We start from the raw sequence: 17463 nt of genomic DNA on the forward strand, positions 1-17463 counted from the left end.
GTTGCGGGCAGGGCGGTTCGGGATGCCCGGTGCTCGGCGCCGCCTAGGCTGTGGCCATGGATCCACAGTCCGCCGGGTTGACCGCACTGAGCCGGGGGCTCGCCGGGTATCTCCGGGCCGTCGCCGCGGCCGTGGGTGTTCCGGCGGAGGCCACCTCGTTCGAGGTCAGCGACACCGTCACCGCCTACCTGGGGCTCAGCCGGCGGTGGCCGTCCCGGCCCGGCGAGGACCTCATGCTCGTGTGGAGCGAACGCAGCGGCTGGGCGGTCGCCGTGGAGACGGCGCCGGACGAGACGCCGGTGGTGCTCGCCTGGTTCGCGGGCGCCGAAGTGGTACCGGAGCCCGCCGCCGTCGCCCGGTTCGTCACCGGCGTGATCGAGGCCGAGCGCTCCACCGCACCGCAACCGGTGTTCGCCGTGGACGTGGGGCGCACCGAGCTCGCCGCGCGGCTGGCGCGCTACGCCTGAGCGGGCGGCACCACGACGAGGGTGAAGCTGTCCCCCGCCGAGGTGGTCACGTCCACCGTGTCCTGATCCGGCAGGAGATAACCGGCCTGCGGCGCCAGGGAACCGTGTCCGCCGAGGCGGCGGGCGGACGGATCCCACGGCGTCCTCCGGTAGGCGATCCGGTCGATCGGCCCGAGACGGGCTGCCAGCACCGCGCGCAGTGCCGGCAGCTCCGCGGACAGGTCACGCGACCGGGGCCACCAAGCCCCGTCGACGTACCCCGGGGTGGGCACCGTCGGGTTCTGGCTCGCTCGGAGCTTCAGCCGCGGCGGCCCGGCGGCCGTGACGGCCTTCGGGGTGGTGGTGCGAACGTGCGGGCCCGACGACATGCCGGTACTCCTGCCCCCGGCCCGGAACGGGCCGGCGTCGATGCCGAGAACGACCCCGGCTGGCCGCCGGGTCCGGTTTCCTCTCGACACCGGGAACGCTACACCCTCCCCGGCTCGGCAGCGCCGCCCTGACCAGCATTTTTTCCGCGAGAAGCGGCGGGGTGCCGTCAGGCTTCGGCTGCTGCGGCCTGCTCCCGCTGCGCCCGGCGCCGCGCCTTCGCCGCGAGCACGGCCGGGCTGATCTTGCCCGTCTCGGCCGGTTTGCGCGGCTCGGCGACCACCGGCGCCTCCGGGTCGCCGTCCTGCTCCGCCACGGCCGCGGCGTCCGCGTCCTCGGCAGTTTCGGACTCGGCAGTTTCGGACTCGGCGGCTTCGGGTTCGGACTCGGCGGCTTCGGGTTCGGGCGCCGTCGCCGCGGCGGCGGGGGCGTCGTCGTCCGCTGTGGACTCCTCGGAATCCTGGGACTCCGCCGCCTCGTCGTCCACTTCGGACCCGATCGCGTCCTCGTCCACATCGGACTCCGCTGACACGCCGAGGATCTCCTCGATCCGCACCTCGACCGCCGGGATGGCGGTGGCCTCGTCCGTCGCGTTGCCGATGATCTCCCCGATGCGCCGCAACTGGTCGAGGACCTCCTGCCGGGTGCCGCGCAGCCGCTCGACCTCCTCCTCGGCCGCCCGGATCATCGCGCGGACCTGCTCCTCCGCGCGCCGGGCCACCTCCTCGCGCCGGCGCCGGGCCTGCTCGGCCTGGTCCTCGTAGGCCTTGCGGGTCTCCGCGGCGTCCCGTTCGGCCTGATCGCGGATCTCCCGCGCCTCCAGCTCGGCCTGTGCGATGATGCGCTCGACGCGTGCGCCGATGTTGCCGGAGCCGATGACCTGCAGGGGCACCGACAGGTCACCGCCCATTTCGGACAGCCGCCGCTCCTTCTCCTCCAGCTCGCTCGCCAGGTGACCGGCCCGGGCACGCAGCCGGCGGATGTAGGCGTCGACCTCCCGGCGGTCGTAACCCCGCAGAGCCCCGGAGAACCGGACCTCACGCTCGGCCAGGATGTCATTGCCACCGCTGTTGACCATGCCCCGAGTCTCAGCCGCGCTGCCGGCGCCCGCAAACGGCAATTCCCCGTTCGGCTGAAGATCGGCGGTGGACGAGCACCTGCGAGGCCCCGCGGCGGGCCGGCGCACGGTAGCCCTCCGGCACCTCGTCCCGTCCGATCACCCGGCCGGGCACCATCGCCGCACGGACGGCTGACGCACGGCGACTCCGGCAGGTGAGCGCAGGCCCACGGCACGTCACTGGTATGGGTGATATCGCGGACGATCGCCGATCGCCCGGACGAGCCGGTGGTCACCGAGGTCGTCCGCCCCTGTCGCGCGGGGGCGGATCGGAGGACAGTGGACACCAGGTCTCGTCATTGCCCGGGCAGCGACGCCGGCCAGGCCCCCGGTGGTTCAATCCGCGTGCCCCGGGGGCCGCCCCGGGCCGGGCGTAGCGGGCAGGCGGACGCATAGCTGTCACCCAGGTTGTTTGAAGCCGGGTCTCAGCCTCCGCGGTCACCATCGTGGTGCCCGGACAGGAGGCTCCCGTGCCAGACAACGAAGATCGACACAGCGGCTCGCGGTGGGAACCGGCCACGCCGCCGCTCCCGGCCGAACCGGTCAGCAGCGCCACCGCACCGCCGCCGGCCGCACCCCGGCGGACCATCGGGCTCGTCCGGGGCGGGACCCGAGCGGCGTGGTGAAGGGCTGGGCGGCCGAGCGCGCCGCGGAGCACCTGCGTGCGCTGCCGGCGACCGACTTCTGCCTGTCCGCCGGGGGTGACATCGTGTGCCGCACCCTCGACCCGGGCGGCCCGTCGTGGCGGATCGGCATCCAGAACCCGGCCGATCCGAACCGCGTGCTCGCGGTGGTGCCGGTGTTCACCGGCGGGGTCGCCACCTCCGGCACCGTCCACCGCGGCGCGCACCTGGTGGACGGCCGCACCGGGCGGCCGCCGGTGGGCGTGGCCTCGGTGGCCGTGGTGGCCGAATCGCTGACCTGGGCCGACATCGACGCCACCGCGGCGTTCGCGCTCGGCTCCGCGGCGGCCGGCTGGCTCGCCACCCGCCCCGGGCGGCGGGGCCTGGTGGTGTGGGCGACGGGAGCGACCACCGTCATCGACGGACGACCCACCCCGCTGCCCCGCTGACCGGCGGGCCGGGCGGCCCGGCCTGCCGCACACCTCGTCCCTGGATCGGGGTCCCTGGATCGGGTGAATCAGCGCCGAAACCGCTCCCTGGCGGTTGAACCCTGTTCAGACTGTCGCGGGAGGTGGGCCGCATGACGGAGCGGGCGGAGGTCGACATCCGGACGGCGGTACTCGAGGACGAGGTGGTGCAGCTGCAGGTGGCCGGCGACGTGGATCTGCTCACCGTGCCGTGCCTGGCGCGGGCGCTCGCGGCAGCCGCGCGGCTGTCTCCGCGCCGGGTGGAGGTGGACCTGTCCGCAGTGGACTTCCTGTCCGTGTCCGGCGCGGCCGAGCTGGCCCTGGCGGCGGTGCGGATGCCGGTCCAGGTGCGGCCGGCCAGCCGCGCCTCCCGCGCCACCCTCACCGCGACGGGATTGGACCACCTGCTCGGCTGACCGGTGCGCACACGGAAGTGCCGGCTCCCGCGCGGGAGCCGGCACCTCGTGTCGCGCCGGATCAGTACCAGTGCGCCCTGCCGCCGACCTTGCGGCCGGTGGAGCCGAGAATCGCCAGCACCGCACCCACGACCAGAAGCACGATTCCGATCGTCCAGATGATGTTGATACTGGTCAGCAGACCGACGATGAGCAAGATGACGCCGAGAACGATCATGGCAACTCTTTCTGTCGGCAGGACGGGCCGCGCCGCCGGTCCTGTTCCGATGGGGACCGCCCAGCGATACCCGGTTGGGTGATCGCGCAAACCCCGGACTCCGCCGGCCGGGCAGAAGTTGCTGCGTCGCGACCATCACGTTGCGCCACGTAGACCATTGGGGGTCTGAACCGGTCAGTAACCCTCCGCGGCCCCGTTGCGGCGCGGGTCCGCACAGGACCGCAGCACGTCACCGGTCAGCGTCACGCCCTCGAAGTTGCCGGTGAGCGAGTGCCACGGGCCGAGATCACGCAGCCACAGCCCGCGCTCGGCGCAGCGGCGGCGGAACTCCCGGTCGACCTCCGGCGCGAACCCGTGTTCCAGGGTCACTCCCGGCAACCACCCGGACGCCGGTTCGTGCGGCCGCACCCCGAAGCGCGGGGCGGCCACCGACTCCTCGATGGACAGACCGAAATCGACCAGGTTCACCAGGTTCTGCAGCACGCACGCGACCAGCGACACCGACGGCGACCCGGACGCGATCACCGGCACCCCGTCGCGCAGCACCAGGTTGGGTGCCAGGTAGACGGTGGCCCGCTCCCCCGGCCACGGCATCCCGCGCTGGAAGAACGATCCGCCGCCGGACAGCTGGAAGCCCTCGGCGAACAGGCCGTTCACCCACGGCGAGGCCATGTGCGAGTGGGTGACCGAGGCGATGTTGCGGTGCTCGTCCACGACGGTGACGTGGATCGTGCCGGGGACCGGCACCGCGGCCGCCGCCGGGAGCGCCCGGTGTCGTGCCAGGCGCGCCAGCCGCCGTGCCGCGTACTCCTTCGACAGCAGGGTTTCCACGTCCGTGGCGGCCGTGCGCGGCGGGGCGTAGTACACCTCCTGGTGCACAGCGGTCAGCGCCTCCAGCGTCTCCACCGAGGACCACGCCGGGCCCCAGGACGGCAGATCGGTCAGCTCCAGCACGTTCAGCGCCTCGATGAGCTGGCAGCCACCGTCGTCCGGCGGTGCCGACGTGACGATCTCCACATCCCGGTAGGTGCCGCGCAACGGCGCGCACCACTGTGCGGTGTAGGCGGCGAAGTCGGCGGGCGTGATGACCCCGCCGCCGCGCCGGCACTCCGCGCTGAACGCCCGCGCGAAGTCCCCGAGGTAGTAGTCCAGATCCTCGTCCCGCAACCGCTCCAGCGTGCGCGCGACCCGCTCCTGCCGCAGCGTCTGCCCGGGCGCGACGAGGCTGCCGCCGGGCAGGAACGCCTCGCGGGCCTGCTCGTGGCTCCCGAGTTCGGCCCGGTGCGCGTACATTTCGCCGAACAGGTACGGGTTCACCGCGAACCCGTCGCGCGCCACGGCGATCCCGTCGCGCAGCAGCCGGGACCGGGACAGCCGCCCGAACCGCTCGTGCGCGGCCCGGAAGGCCGGCCACCACCCGGGGACCGGCACGCCCCGCCCGGTGGTCAGGTCGGCCCCGGTGAACCCGGGCAGCGGCGCGAGCGGCGCGGCGACGTTGCCGTTGAGGTAACTCGCCGCGCCGGTCCCGGCGTCCCAGTACAGCATCTCCAGCCCGCCGGTCAGCGCCGTCATGTGCGGCTCGACCACCAGCTGGGTCGCGGCCGCCGCGAGCGCGGCGTCCGCGGCGGTGCCGCCGTCGCGCAGCACGTCGAGCCCGGCCCGCACCGCCAGCGGGTGCGAGGTCACCACCATCCCGCGGCGGGACGTCACCGGCTCCTTGCGGCCGTAGGTGGCGCTGCGGGCGAGCTCGTCGGCCACGCCGGCGTCCATCACGCCTCCGCCAGCGACTGGCGCCGCTGCTCGTCGACCGCGGCCGGCATCGCGAACAGGGCCACCAGGATCGACACGGCGCAGATCGCGGTCATGTACCAGCCGAAGGCGGCGTTGGTGCCGGTGAGGTCGAACAGCCACACCGCGATCAGGCCGGCGGTCGAGCCCAGTGCCGTGGTGCCGATGTTGTAGTTCAGCGCGGACGCGCTGGCCCGCACCTCGGCCGGGAAGCTCATCACGTAGGCGGTGGTGAGCGGCGCGCCGACGAAGTTGTTGATGAAGGTGAACGCGACCACCGCGACCACCGCCAGCCACAGCGAGCCGGACCCGATCGCCAGGAACGTCGGCACCGTCAGCAGGACGAACAGGCCGTAGCCGACGACGAGCGGGATGCGGGCGCCGTAGCGGTCGGCGAGCTTGCCGCCCCAGATCGCCGGCACCGGGCCGATCGCGTAGGTCAGCAGCGACGCCAGCAGTGCGTTGTTCTCGGCGAACCCGGCCTTGACCATCGCGGTCACGAAGTACGCCTGGATCACGAACGAGCCCACCCGCTGGCCGGCGCCGAGACCGATCGCCCGCAGCATCGCGCCCCAGTGTTCGCGCACCGCGGTGCGGAACGGCTTCTGCTTGACCTTGCTCGCCTCGGCCAGCTCGGCCATCTCCTTGAACTGCGGGGTCTCCTCGACGTGCCGGCGGATGTAGATGCCGACCAGCGCCATCGGGATCGCCAGCAGGAACGGGATCCGCCAGCCCCAGTTGTTGAACGCGGCCGCCGGCATCGCGGAGATCACCAGGTAGGCCACCAGGGTGGCGAGCAGCGGACCGACCGAAGTGGACGCCACGGACAGCCCGGCGAGGTAGTTGCGCCGGTTGCCGCGCTCGTGCTCGAAGATGAAGTTCGCCGCCGTGGTGTACTCCACGCTCGCCCCGATGCCCTGCAGGACCCGGCAGAACAGCAGGATCACCGGCGCCGCGATGCCCACGGCCGCGTAGGTCGGCAGCACGCCGATGCCCGCGGTGCCCACGCTCATCACCGCGATCGTCAGCAGCAGCACGAACCGGCGGCCCTTCAGGTCGGCCAGCGGCCCGAGGAAGATCGCGGCCAGCGGCCGCAGCGCGTAGGACAGCACCACGCCGGCGTAGGTGGACAGCAGCGCGGCCGTCGCGTTGCCGGCCGGGAAGAACTGACGGGAGATGATCACGGCCAGCGTGCCGTACAGGCCGAAGTCGTAGTACTCGACGACGTTGCCGAGCATCGCGGACAGGATCACCTTGCGCCGCGAGCGCAGGTCCGCACCGGTCGCCACGCTGCGCCGGGTGTCTTGGTCGGTCACGGTTCTCCTCGGTGGGTCACGGTTCTCTCGGGGGTTCAGGGCCGGAAGCGGTCCGGCCGGAAGGGCGCCAGCATCGGGTGCGGTTCGCCGGTGCGGATCTCACCGGCCAGGAGCTCCCCGGCGATCAGGCCGAGTGTGGCGCCGGAGTGGGTGAAGGCGACGAAACAGCCCGGCACGGTGGGCAGCTCACCGAACACCGGCTCGCCGTCGCCGGGAACCGGCTTGCGCCCGAGCTTCCAGGAGGCCGCGGTCAGCGTGACCTCACCGTCGAGCAGGGCGGACGCCTCGGCCACGAGCTCCTTGACCACCGACTCGTCGATCGTGCACGTGCCGTCGGCGGCCTCGGTGATGCGGTCCTCGTACCAGTGGTGGTCCAGCGCGAACGTGCCGCCGGGATTCGGGCGCAACGCCACCCGCGGGGTGTTCAGCACCGCGCTCATCGCGGTCTCCGCCGGTTCGGTGAGCACGAGCATCGACAACGGCGAGGCGTCCGGAATGGACACTCCCAGCTCCGCGACCACCGCGGGGGTGGCAGCACCGCAGGCGACCACCACCGCCTCGGCGTCGTACCGCTGCCCGCCGGTGGTGGTCACGCCGGTGGCCACACCCGCGGCGGTGGTGACGCTCGCGCGCCCGGCGCCGGTGACGATCCGCCCGCCCAGCGCGGTGAACTCGGCCGCCAGGTGGTCGATCAGGTGCGGCAGCGAAACCCATCCCTCGCCCGGGTTGTGCACCGCCACCTCCGGCACGGCGTCCGGGTGCAGCCCCGGGACGGCCGCGGCGGCCGCGGCGGGAGCGAGCAGCCGGGAGTGGTAGGCGTGCGCGACCTCGGCTCGGTGCCGCTGCCCGGTCACCGCGCGGTCGGGGTGCCAGTAGAGGGCGCCGTCGAAACGGAGCCACTCCCGCGCGGGGTCGGCGGCGAACAGCGTGCGGTAGCGGTCGATACCCGCCACTCGCAGCGCGTGGTACGCCGCGGACCGGCTTCCGGCGGAGTTGAGCCACGACAGGGACCGGCCGGACGCGCCGTCGGCCAGTGCACCGGCGGTCACCAGGACCACCGTCGCGCCGTCGCGCTGCAGGTGCATGGCCGTGGAGACGCCGAGAACGCCCCCGCCCACCACCACGACGTGCTTGGTTGCGGTCATCGGGAAAGATCCCCCTTCCGGGCGTGTGCCCGCTCGATGATGCGCAGGACGTCGACCGCGTCCCGCGGGTCGACCGGGAGCTCGCCGCCGGCGTCGAGCGCGGCGGCGAGCAGCCGGTAGAACTGGCCGTAGTCCCCCGGCTCCGGCTCGACGCGCCGCGTGTGGCCGCGCACGCCGAGCGTGCCCCAGTTCTCGTGCGGCTCCCGGCCGAAGCCGTCGTCGCCGGGCCCGGCGCCGCCCTGGAGCGCGTCCTCCTGCGGGTCCAGGCCCCACTTCGTGTACCCGGCCGTGCTGCCGAGGACGTGGAACCGGGGCCCGGGCAGCGCGGCGACCCCGGACATGAACAGCCGGGAACGGGTCCCGCCGGTGTGGGTCAGCAGCAGGAACGAGTCGTCGTCGCTCGCACCGGCCCCGCGGCGGGCGAGGTCGGCGTGCACCGACTCGACCGGGCCGAACAGCAGGCGGGCCTGGTCGATCAGGTGCGTGCCGAGGTCGAACAGGATCCCGCCGCCGTCGGCGATCCCCGCCCGCGCCTTCCAGTCCCGCGGTCCCTGAGGTTTCCACCACTCGAACCGGGACTCGAAGGTGTGCACCGTGCCGAGCTCGCCGTCCTGGACCAGCCGCCGCAGCGTCCGGAAGTCGCCGTCCCAGCGCCGGTTCTGGAACACGGTCAGCACCCGTCCCACCCGGCGGGCGTGCTCGATCAGGGCCTCGCCCTGCGCGCTGGTGACGGTGAACGGCTTGTCCACCACCACGTGCAGGCCGTGGTCCAGCGCGGTGGCCGCCAGGCCGGCGTGTGTCGCCGGTGGCGTGCCGACGACCACCAGGTCGATTTCGGCCGCCCGGGCGAACAGCTCGTCCGGTCCGGACAGGACAGTCGCGTGTGGATACCGCGCGGTGGCCTGCGCCGCCCGGTCCGGGTTGCCCGTCACGACGAAATCGAGCGAGTAGGCGTCGGCGGCGGCGAGGAAGGGGGCGTGGAAGATCCGCCCGGACACGCCGAACCCGATGACCGCGGTGCGGATCACGGCTCAACCCCGTACACCGCGCGCGCCCGCTCGGCGGAGATCCGGCCCTCGGCCACGTCCCGGCGCACCCGCTCGGGATCGCGTTCGGACGCCGGACCGTAACCGCCGGCACCGGCGGTGTGGATGGACACCCGGTCCCCCGGCTGCAGCCGGGTGTAGCCGTGCTCGACCGGTTGCGCACCCTCGGACAGCTCGACCCCGGCACTCGCGCCCGGCCCGCCGCCGAACAGCCCCCACGGCCGCGACTTCTGCCGGGAGGTGTCCAGCCAGAAGTGCACGTCGTTCTCCTCGACCCGGACCGTGCGCCGGATGCCCATGCCGCCGCGCGTGCGGCCGTCCCCGCCGGAGCCGTCGATGAGCGCGTACTCCTCGACCACCAGCGGGTACTCGGTCTCCAGCGCCTCGACCGGCAGGTTGCTGGTGTTGGTCATGTGCACCTGCACGCCGTCCATCCCGTCCTGGCCCAGCCGGGCGCCGCAGCCGCCGCCGATGGTCTCCAGGTAGACGAAGTAGCGGCCGGTGCGGCTGTCCACACCGGAGAAGTGCACCCCGGTGTTGGCACCGTTGCTGGCCGCGGTGACCGTCTCCGGCACGGCTGCGGCGAGCGCGCCGTGGATCAGGTCGACCACGCGCTGGCAGGTTTCACTGCGGCCGTTGACCGCGGCCGGCTCGACGCAGTTGAGCACCGACCCGCGGGGCGCGGTGATGGTGACCGGCCGGTGCAACCCGGCATTGGGCACGATGTCGGGGTCCACCAGGGTCTTGAGCGAGTAGTAGACCGCCGCGTGCAGCGCGGTCCACACGACGTTGACGCTGGCGCGGACCTGCTCCGGCGCGGTGAAGTCGAAGGCGACCTCGTCGCCGCGCACGGTCACGGTGACGCCGAGGTCGAGCTCCTCGTCCAGCTCCGGGCAGTCGAACCGGTCGGTGAAGGTGTAGGTGCCGTCCGGCACCTTCGCGATCGCCGCCCGGGTGCGCCGCTCGGTGTAGTCCAGCAGCGCCCCGGCCGCCGCGACGAGCGTGTCCCGGCCGTACCGCTCGGCGAGCTCGGTGTACCGGGTGACCGCCAGCCGGTTCGCCGCGATCTGCGCCCGCAGGTCGGCGCGGCGCTCGTGCGGCACCTGGCAGTTGAGCAGGATGAGCTCGAACAGGTCGGTCTGCAGCTCGCCACGGCGCATCAGCCGCACCGGCGGGATGCGCAGCCCCTCCTGGAAGATGTGCGCGTGGCCGCGGTCGCCGAAGTCGGCGTGGTGGGCCAGGTTCGCCACCCACGCACTGATCTCGCCGTCGATGAACACCGGGGAGACCAGCACGATGTCCGGCAGGTGCGAGCCGCCGCCGGTGAACGGGTCGTTGCCGATGAACGCATCGCCGTCGTCGATGGTGCCGGCCGGGTAGCGGCGGGTGATCTCGTCGACGATGCCCATCAGCGAGCCCAGGTGCAGCGGCGAGCCGCCCTCGTCCTGGGCGAGCATCCGGCCGCGGGCGTCGAACAATGACGCGGTGCAGTCGCGGCGCTCCTTGATGTTGGTCGAGTAGGCGGCGCGCACCAGCGTCTCGCCCATCTCCTCCACGATGGACGACAGCGCGGAGCCGATCACCTCGACCAGCACGGGATCCTGCATGGTCTTCCTTTCCGGGGTTTTCCTCTCCGGGCGGGTCATCGGCCCACCGTCACGACGAGGTTGCGCAGCTCGTCGACGACGGCGACGTCGCCGGGGAGCAGCAGCGTGGTGGTGTCCATCTGCTCGACGATCGCCGGGCCGGTGATCCGGTGGCCCGGTTCCAGCAGCCTGCGGTCGTACACCGGGCAGTCGGTGAAGCCACCGTTTTCGGGCAGGTAGACCTCGCGCCGGGCACGCACGGCGCCGCTCGCGTCCGGGTCGCCGGGCGCGCCCCGGTGCAGCTCCGCGCGGGCGACCTCGCCGACGGCACGCAGCCGGAACGTGACGACCTGCACCTCGTCCTCGGCCGAGGAATAGCCGTAGATCCGCTCGTGCTCGGCGGCGAAGCGCTTGATCAGCTGGCCGATGGTGTCCGCGGTGATCCCGCCCTCGGGCACCGGCACCGGCAGCTCGTGGTTCTGACCGGCGTAGCGCATCTCCGCGAACCGCTCGGTGCGGCGCCGCTCGGCGGGGACGTTCTCCTCGGCCAGCCAGGCGCCGGCCGCCGCCGCCAATTCGCCGAACACCCCGGCCACCGCGTCCACGGTGTCCACTGCGTCCGGATCAAGACGGCAGATGCGGGTGCGCAGGAAGTCGGCCCGGATGTCGGTCATCAGCAGGCCGGCGGCGCACTGCGCACCCGGGGTCTCGGGTACCAGGACGGTGCGCATGCCGAGTTCGCGGGCCAGCCGCACCGCGTGCAGCGGACCGGCGCCGCCGAAGGGCACCAGCACGTAGTCGCGCGGGTCGTAGCCGCGTTGCACCGAGATCACCCGGATCGCCCTGGCCATGTTCGCGGTGACGACCCGGATGATCCCCTGCGCCGCGTCCAGCACGTCCATGCCCAGCGGATCGGCCACAGTGGACACCGCGGCGCGGGCCGCACCGGCGTCGATCTTCATCTGCCCGTCCAGCAGGTACTCCGGGTTGAGGATGCGCAGCACGACGTTGGCGTCGGTGACGGTCGGCTCGGTGCCCCGGCCGTAACACGCCGGGCCGGGGTCGGCGCCGGCGCTGCCCGGACCGACCTTGAGGGCACCACCCGCGTCGATCCACGCGATCGAGCCGCCGCCGGCGCCGACGGTGTGGATGTCGAGCATCGGCGCGCGCACCGGCCTGCCGTCGATCTCCGTCCCACTGGCCGCCTTCGGCACGCCGTCGCGCACCAGGGACACGTCCGAGGACGTCCCGCCCACGTCGAAGGTGATGATGTCCGGGTATCCGGCGGCGCGGGCGATCCCGGCCGCGCCGACCACCCCGGTGCTGGGCCCGGAGAGCACCATGCGGGACGGCATCCGCTCGGCGGTCTCGAACGGGATGATGCCGCCGTTGGACTGGGTGACGTGCGGGGTCGCCCGCAGCCCGAGCTCGCTCAGCCGGGTGCGCAGCCGGGCCAGGTAGCGGGCCACCACCGGGCCGAGGTAGGCGTTGACGACCACTGTGGACAGTCGCTCGTACTCGCGGAACTCGGGCAGCACGGCGGAGGACACGGACACGTGCACGCCCGGCAGCTCCTCGGCGAGGATGCGCTCGGCGGCCCGCTCGTGCCCGGGATCGGCGAAGCTGTACAGGAAGCAGACCGCGACCGCCTCCACCTGCTGCTCGCGCAGCCGCCGGGCGAGCGCGCGCACCTGGTCCTCGTCGAGCGGCCGCTCGATCCGGCCGTCGTGGCGGACCCGCTCGTCCACCTCGAGGCGCAGGTCGCGCGGCACCAGCGGAGCGGGCTTGCCCGCCTGCAGGTCGTACAGCGACGGCCGACGGCCGCGGCCGAGTTCCAGCAGATCGCGGAACCCGGCGGTGGTCAGCAGGCCGGTGCGCGCCCCGCGCCCGGTGAGCAGCGCGTTGGTGCCGACCGTGGTGCCGTGGGCGAAGTAGCCGACCTCGCCGAGGTCGCGCCCGCCGATCTCGTCGAGCAGCTGCGACACCCCCGTCACGATCGCCCGGCCCGGGTCGTCCGGTGTGCTGGACACCTTGCGCACGTACAGGCGCCCGGTCTGCTCGTCGAGGGCGCAGACGTCGGTGAACGTGCCACCGGTGTCGACGCCGATCCGAAGTGTCATGTGCGTGGGCCTCGCTTGGGTGAGAACCTTCTCAGTACCTGTTGGGTGAGAACCTTCTCAGGCGGTAGTAGCATCAGTCAAGACGTTCCGCGCAATCAATGCTGGGGAGGCGCGCAGGTGACCACGCACGGAGCCTCGCTGATCGACGTGGCCCGGCTGGCCGGGGTCTCGACGGCGACGGCCGGTCGCGCCCTCGGCGGGTACGGCCAGGTCAGCGAGCGCACCCGGGAACGGGTGCTGGCGGCGGCCGCCGAACTGGGCTACCGCCCCAACGGCCTGGCGCGCAGCATGGTGACCGGCAGTACGCACACGATCGGCGTGGTGGTGACCGACGTGGCGAACCCGTTCTTCGCCACCGCCCTGCGCGGGATCACCGACGTGACCTCCCCGGCCGGGTTCGAGGTGCTGCTGGCCAACACCGGCGGCGTGCTGGCGGCCGAGCAGCGGGCGGTCGCGGTCATGTCGGAGAAGCGGGTGGACGGCGTGATCGTCGCGGCCGCCCAGCCGGGCGAGGGCTCGCACCTGAAGCACGCGATGGACGCCGGGGTGCCGGTGGTGCTCATCGACCGGCAGGTCAGTGGCGTGCCCGGGGCGGACAGCATCACCGTGGACAACGACCACGCGGCCGCGGAGGCCGTGGCCCACCTGCTGGAACTGGGGCACCGGCGGATCGGCGTGATCACCGAGGCCGGTGACCAGCTGTCCCGCGTGAGCACGGGCAACCGCCGGCGCGGCCTGTTCCCGAGCGCGGTGCGGCTGCGCGGCTACGTGGGCGCGCTGGCCGCGGCCGGCCTGCCGGTGGACGAGTCCCTGGTGGCGCCGGCCCGCTACGACCGCGAATCGGCCTACGACGCGATGGTCCGCCTGCTGGACCTGGCGGACCCGCCGACGGCCGTGCTGTGCACCGACAACGTCCTCGCGTCGGGCGCCTACCGCGCGGCGCAGGACCGCGGCCTGCGGATGCCGGAGGAGCTGTCGCTGATCGGGTTCGACGACGAGCCGTGGACCACGCTGGTGCGGCCCGAGCTGACGATCGTCGAGCAGCCCACCTACGACCTGGGCGCCCGGGCCGGGCGGCAGCTGCTCGACCGGATCACCGCCGGGGACGCGCCCCGGCGGCCGCAGCACATCCAGCTCCGGGCCAAGCTGGTCGCCCGGGGCTCGACCGTGCCCAGGTAGGCGCTCAGGCCTCCTCGCCCGGCCCGCTCGGCGTGCGGTCCTCCGGCAGGGAGCTGTCCTCCTCACCGAGCCCCTCGTCCTGCTCGGTGGCGGGGCGGGCCTCCTCGTCGAGGTCCGGCCTGCGTGGATCGGTCATGGCACACACCTCCATCCCACGGGCGACATACCCGTTCGGCGCCCGGGTACCCGTACGGCCATGAACCGAGACCGGCGAAGCCACACCGAACAAGATCTCGACAGCAGCCGCACCTCGATCGCCGAGGACACCGGCGACCCCATCGACGACCCGCAACCCGGCCGCGCAGCGGTCTCCCGCAGCACGGACGAGGCCCCGCCCACCGGGACCACCGGCCAGGCCGACTACCCCCGCGACACCGAGAACGGGTAGCGCCTGCCGGACGTTCCGCCGAACCCGGGCGCTGTCGTCCACTGTGGACGTTTGGTGGTGCACCCCGGGTGATCACCCGCGCGGGCCGGGGCGGTGACCGGCTCAGCCCCGGTCGCCGCGCCCGTGGCCGTGACCGTGGCCCCGGCCGGTGCGGCCGTCCTTGTTGTCCTTGCTGTCCCCGTCACCGGTGCCGCCGTTGTCGTCACCGCCCGGCTTGGTCTCCGCGACCGTCGGGGCCGGCGACGTCGGCGGGGTGCTCGTCGTGCTGGACAGGGCGGTGTCGCTGTCGATGAGCGGCGCCGGGGATGCGGCGACGAGCCCCAGCCGGTGCGGCTCGGTCACCACGCGGCCGTCGGCGAGGGTGCGGGCGATGGTGACCGTCACGGTGTCGGCCGCGACGACCGCGGGCGCTACGGTGACGGTCACGCCGGTGACCCGCGCCCAGTACTCGCGGTAGGCGTCCAGCCCCTGCGCCTGCAGGTGCGGGCCGAGGTGCGTCCAGGCGGCCTCCGGCCGGTCCGGCAGCAGGGCGTAGTACTCGCTGACCACCCGGGTCAGCGACGCCGCGTCCAGCGCCGGGGCGGACGCGGGCGGCCGGGCCGGCGCCGGATCCCCGGGGGTTAGCTGCGTGACCAGCACCACCACCGCCGCCAGCGCGCTCACGACGGCCGCCAGCGGCAGCAGGAACCGGCGCGCCCGGCGAGGCGTCGCCACCACCGGCGCGGTGTCCAGCCGGGTCCCCGCCGGTACTTTGTCCCCCACCGGCTCGACCGCCTCGACCGGCTCGACCGGCACGGTGGGCGCGGACGGCGTGACGACCGGTTGCGTGCGCGCGCGAGCGGGGTTGAGCGCGCGCGGCGGCACCGGCTGCCCGTCGGCGACCGCCTGGAGCGCGGTCCCGACCTGGACCGTGCCGGGCCGCCGGGCGGGATCGGGCCGCAGCATGGCCATCAGCACCGGGGCCAGCGGGCCGGCCAGTTCCGGCGGCGCCACCTCGCCCGCCGCCACCCGGTGCAACAACGCGATGGAATTCTCGTCCTCGCCGAACGGGGGCACGCCCTCGACCGCCGCGTACAGGGTCGCGCCGAGGGAGAACACGTCGGAGTCCGGTGTCGGCTCCGCTCCCCGGGCGATCTCCGGCGCCAGGTAGGCGGGAGTTCCGGCGACCACACCGGCCTGGGTGAGCGCGACGTCGCCGGTCGCGCGGGAGATGCCGAAGTCGGCGATCTTGGTGGTGCCGTCCGCACCGACGAGCAGGTTGCCCGGCTTGACGTCGCGGTGGACGATGCCCGCGGCGTGCGCGGCCGCCAGTGCCGACGCGGCCTGCATCCCGATCCGCGCGACCGCCTCGGGGGCGAGCGGCCCCTGCTCGGCGAGGACGGCCGCGAGGCTGCGGGAGGGCAGGTACTCCATCACCAGCACCGGCAGGCCGTCGTGCTCGGCGACGTCGTGCACGGTCACCACGTGCGGGTGCCGGAGCCGCGCGGCGATCCGTCCCTCGCGCAGGATGCGGGCCCGGGCCTCGGCGCCCTGCGCCGGTCCGGGCCACAGCTGCTTGACCGCGACCGGGCGTTCCAGCCGTTCGTCCAGCGCGAGCCAGACCACGCCCATCGCGCCGGCCCCCAGGCGGCTGCGCAGCCGGTACCTCCCGGCGAGGAGCCGGCCGGCGCCGTCCACGGCCAGCCCATCCGTAGTCGTCACCGGAACAGGTTACGGATCCGGCTCCCCCGGAACGAGGGTGGGCAGGCGCCACACCATCAGCGCCGACCACACCAGGTGCGTCAGCAGCGGTGCCCGGACGCCGCCGCTCACGTGCCGCTGCCAGGCGAACAACGCGCCCATCACGGCCGACGCCGCCACCAGCGCGGGGTTGCGCGTGGCGGCGGTGACCAGCACGTAGAGCGCGGTCGACCCGGCGGGGCCGACGGCCTGCTGGACCGCGCCGCGGAAGAAGACCTCCTCGCCCACGCCGTTGGCGAGCGTGGTCAGCAGGACCGCGCCCCGGTTACCCGCGGTGGCGTAGCCGAGCACGCCCCGCAGGGCGCGGCGCAGCGGCGGGACGCGGCGGGCGAGTGCCACGCCCGCGCGGAACACCGCGAACGCCCCGAGGCCCGTCGCGACCGGAGCCAGCACCGGGCCTTTCGTCTCCGGGGGCCGCGTCAGCCCGCCGGCGATCCAGATGGCCGCGGTGGCACCGGTCGCGGCGAAGAACTGCGGCGACCCCGGCTCCCGCGAGAGCGACCAGCCCAGCACCACCGCGCCGGACGCGGCCGTCAGCCCCAGCGCCGGTTTCACCGCGCGACCCGTTCGGCCGCCCGCTCGCGCAACGCGGCGGCCACCGCGGCCTCGAACCCCATCGGCTCGAACGGCACGACCTCGCGCAGGGTGTGGTCGCGGACCACGACCTCGTTGATCATCGAGTCGACCAGCGACCGGCCGGTGGCGGCGTCGACGTCGGTCACCAGCGACAGCCACCACGACGACAACCGCGGTGACAGCAGTGGCACCGGCACGATCAGCCGGCGCCTGCTCTCGATGCGGGCGACGCGGCGCAGCATGTCGCCGTAGGCGAGGACGTCCGCGCCGCCCGCCTCGAACACCCGCCCCGGCGGCACGTCCAGCAGGGCGACCAGGTAACGGACCAGGTCGGGCAGCGCGATCGGCTGCGTGCGCGTGTGCACCCACCGCGGCGCGACCATCGCGGGCAGGTGCTCCACCAGCTGCCGCGTGATCTCCCAGGAGATCCCGCCGTGCCCGATCACGATTCCGGCGCGCAGCACGGTGACCGGCACACCGGCCTCGCGCAACAGGCCCTCGACCTGGCGGCGGCTGCGCAGGTGCGGCGAGAGGTCGTCGGCGTCGTCGCCGAGTCCGCCGAGGTAGACGATCCGCGTCAGGCCGGCGCGGGCCGCGGCGGCGCCGAACGCGCGCGCCGCCTCGGCGTCCCGGCGCTCGAAGTCCGGCTCGCCCAGGGAATGCACCAGGTAGTAGGCCGCGCCGGCGCCGTCGAGGGCCTGGTCGAGGGACGCGGCGTCGTGCACGTCGCCGTACACCGGCTCGCCCGCGCCGGAATAGTCGTCCGGGTGGCGGGTCATCGCGGCCACCTCGTGCCCGGCGCCGGTGAGCGCGGGGCACAGCCGCCGCCCGACGAACCCGGACGATCCCGCGACCAGAACCCGCATCGGGAAAACGGTAGCCGATGCGCAGGCGTGCCGCAGGCTG

18 protein-coding genes are annotated in these 17463 nt (G+C 73.8%); 5 read left to right on the forward strand and 13 right to left on the reverse strand.

Annotated features, from left to right (window positions below):
- Positions 1-56: 56 nt before the first annotated feature.
- Entirely contained in the window at positions 57-467 is a 411-nt protein-coding gene (locus FHX46_RS19515) for a DUF6292 family protein (RefSeq protein ID WP_167117046.1), read from the forward strand.
- Here the strand turns inward: FHX46_RS19515 and FHX46_RS19520 are convergent.
- Positions 458-835: a DUF5994 family protein gene (locus FHX46_RS19520; protein WP_167117049.1), complete on the reverse strand. Its 378-nt coding sequence runs from the start codon at positions 833-835 to the stop codon at positions 458-460. The two genes, FHX46_RS19515 and FHX46_RS19520, sit on opposite strands and share 10 nt — an antisense overlap.
- 167 nt (positions 836-1002) lie before the next feature.
- Positions 1003-1911 (reverse strand): DivIVA domain-containing protein, encoded by a 909-nt coding sequence (locus FHX46_RS19525; protein WP_167117052.1) that lies wholly within the window; start codon positions 1909-1911, stop codon positions 1003-1005.
- Positions 1912-2569: 658 nt separating this feature from the next.
- On the opposite strand from FHX46_RS19525, the gene FHX46_RS19530 reads away from it, so the two are divergent.
- Positions 2570-3022 carry an FAD:protein FMN transferase gene (locus FHX46_RS19530; protein ID WP_313886194.1) on the forward strand — a complete coding sequence of 151 codons (453 nt, stop codon included), beginning with the start codon at positions 2570-2572 and terminating at the stop codon, positions 3020-3022.
- 131 nt (positions 3023-3153) lie between these two features.
- On the forward strand, positions 3154-3456 hold the full coding sequence (locus tag FHX46_RS19535) for an STAS domain-containing protein (RefSeq protein ID WP_167117060.1): 303 nt from the start codon (positions 3154-3156) through the stop codon (positions 3454-3456).
- Between the two features lie 61 nt (positions 3457-3517).
- Here FHX46_RS19535 and FHX46_RS19540 read toward each other — a convergent pair whose 3' ends face one another.
- The 7 genes from FHX46_RS19540 to FHX46_RS19570 form a co-directional block, all read right to left on the reverse strand.
- Positions 3518-3673: a DUF6131 family protein gene (locus FHX46_RS19540; RefSeq protein WP_167097581.1), complete on the reverse strand. Its 156-nt coding sequence runs from the start codon at positions 3671-3673 to the stop codon at positions 3518-3520.
- 174 nt (positions 3674-3847) lie between these two features.
- Positions 3848-5443 (reverse strand): gamma-glutamyltransferase, encoded by a 1596-nt coding sequence (locus tag FHX46_RS19545; protein ID WP_167117061.1) that lies wholly within the window; start codon positions 5441-5443, stop codon positions 3848-3850.
- Complete coding sequence (locus FHX46_RS19550; RefSeq protein ID WP_167117064.1) at positions 5443-6777, reverse strand: MFS transporter; 1335 nt, start codon at positions 6775-6777, stop codon at positions 5443-5445. Before FHX46_RS19550 ends, FHX46_RS19545 begins: the two co-directional genes overlap by 1 nt.
- 35 nt (positions 6778-6812) lie before the next feature.
- Entirely contained in the window at positions 6813-7922 is a 1110-nt protein-coding gene (locus tag FHX46_RS19555) for an NAD(P)/FAD-dependent oxidoreductase (protein ID WP_167117067.1), read from the reverse strand.
- Entirely contained in the window at positions 7919-8950 is a 1032-nt protein-coding gene (locus tag FHX46_RS19560) for a Gfo/Idh/MocA family protein (RefSeq protein ID WP_167117070.1), read from the reverse strand. Before FHX46_RS19560 ends, FHX46_RS19555 begins: the two co-directional genes overlap by 4 nt.
- The gene (locus FHX46_RS19565) at positions 8947-10575 is read right to left on the reverse strand and encodes a hydantoinase B/oxoprolinase family protein (protein WP_243871312.1); all 1629 of its coding nucleotides are present in this window, start codon (positions 10573-10575) and stop codon (positions 8947-8949) included. The genes FHX46_RS19560 and FHX46_RS19565 overlap by 4 nt, the downstream gene beginning before the upstream one ends.
- 35 nt (positions 10576-10610) lie before the next feature.
- Entirely contained in the window at positions 10611-12674 is a 2064-nt protein-coding gene (locus FHX46_RS19570) for a hydantoinase/oxoprolinase family protein (RefSeq protein ID WP_167117076.1), read from the reverse strand.
- Between the two features lie 117 nt (positions 12675-12791).
- Between FHX46_RS19570 and FHX46_RS19575 the strand changes: the two genes are divergently transcribed.
- Positions 12792-13853: a LacI family DNA-binding transcriptional regulator gene (locus tag FHX46_RS19575; RefSeq protein ID WP_167117079.1), complete on the forward strand. Its 1062-nt coding sequence runs from the start codon at positions 12792-12794 to the stop codon at positions 13851-13853.
- A 4-nt stretch (positions 13854-13857) separates the two neighbouring features.
- Here the strand turns inward: FHX46_RS19575 and FHX46_RS28895 are convergent, their stop codons facing one another.
- On the reverse strand, positions 13858-13989 hold the full coding sequence (locus FHX46_RS28895; protein ID WP_279589476.1) for a hypothetical protein: 132 nt from the start codon (positions 13987-13989) through the stop codon (positions 13858-13860).
- 60 nt (positions 13990-14049) lie between these two features.
- Here FHX46_RS28895 and FHX46_RS19580 point away from each other — a divergent pair, with 60 nt between their 5' ends.
- Positions 14050-14241, forward strand: a complete 192-nt coding sequence (locus FHX46_RS19580; RefSeq protein WP_167117082.1) for a hypothetical protein — start codon at positions 14050-14052, stop codon at positions 14239-14241.
- Positions 14242-14343: 102 nt separating this feature from the next.
- Here FHX46_RS19580 and FHX46_RS19585 read toward each other — a convergent pair whose 3' ends face one another.
- Genes FHX46_RS19585 through FHX46_RS19595 form a run of 3 tightly spaced genes read right to left on the reverse strand, consistent with a single transcriptional unit; the run spans position 14344 to position 17423 of the window.
- On the reverse strand, positions 14344-15942 hold the full coding sequence (locus FHX46_RS19585) for a serine/threonine-protein kinase (protein ID WP_167117085.1): 1599 nt from the start codon (positions 15940-15942) through the stop codon (positions 14344-14346).
- A gap of 9 nt (positions 15943-15951) precedes the next feature.
- The gene (locus FHX46_RS19590; protein WP_167117088.1) at positions 15952-16536 is read right to left on the reverse strand and encodes a CPBP family intramembrane glutamic endopeptidase; all 585 of its coding nucleotides are present in this window, start codon (positions 16534-16536) and stop codon (positions 15952-15954) included.
- Positions 16533-17423 (reverse strand): NAD(P)H-binding protein, encoded by an 891-nt coding sequence (locus FHX46_RS19595; protein ID WP_167117090.1) that lies wholly within the window; start codon positions 17421-17423, stop codon positions 16533-16535. Before FHX46_RS19595 ends, FHX46_RS19590 begins: the two co-directional genes overlap by 4 nt.
- Positions 17424-17463 lie beyond the last annotated feature (40 nt).

It is taken from the genome of Amycolatopsis viridis (assembly GCF_011758765.1).
Taxonomy (GTDB): Bacteria; Actinomycetota; Actinomycetes; order Mycobacteriales; family Pseudonocardiaceae; genus Amycolatopsis_E; species Amycolatopsis_E viridis.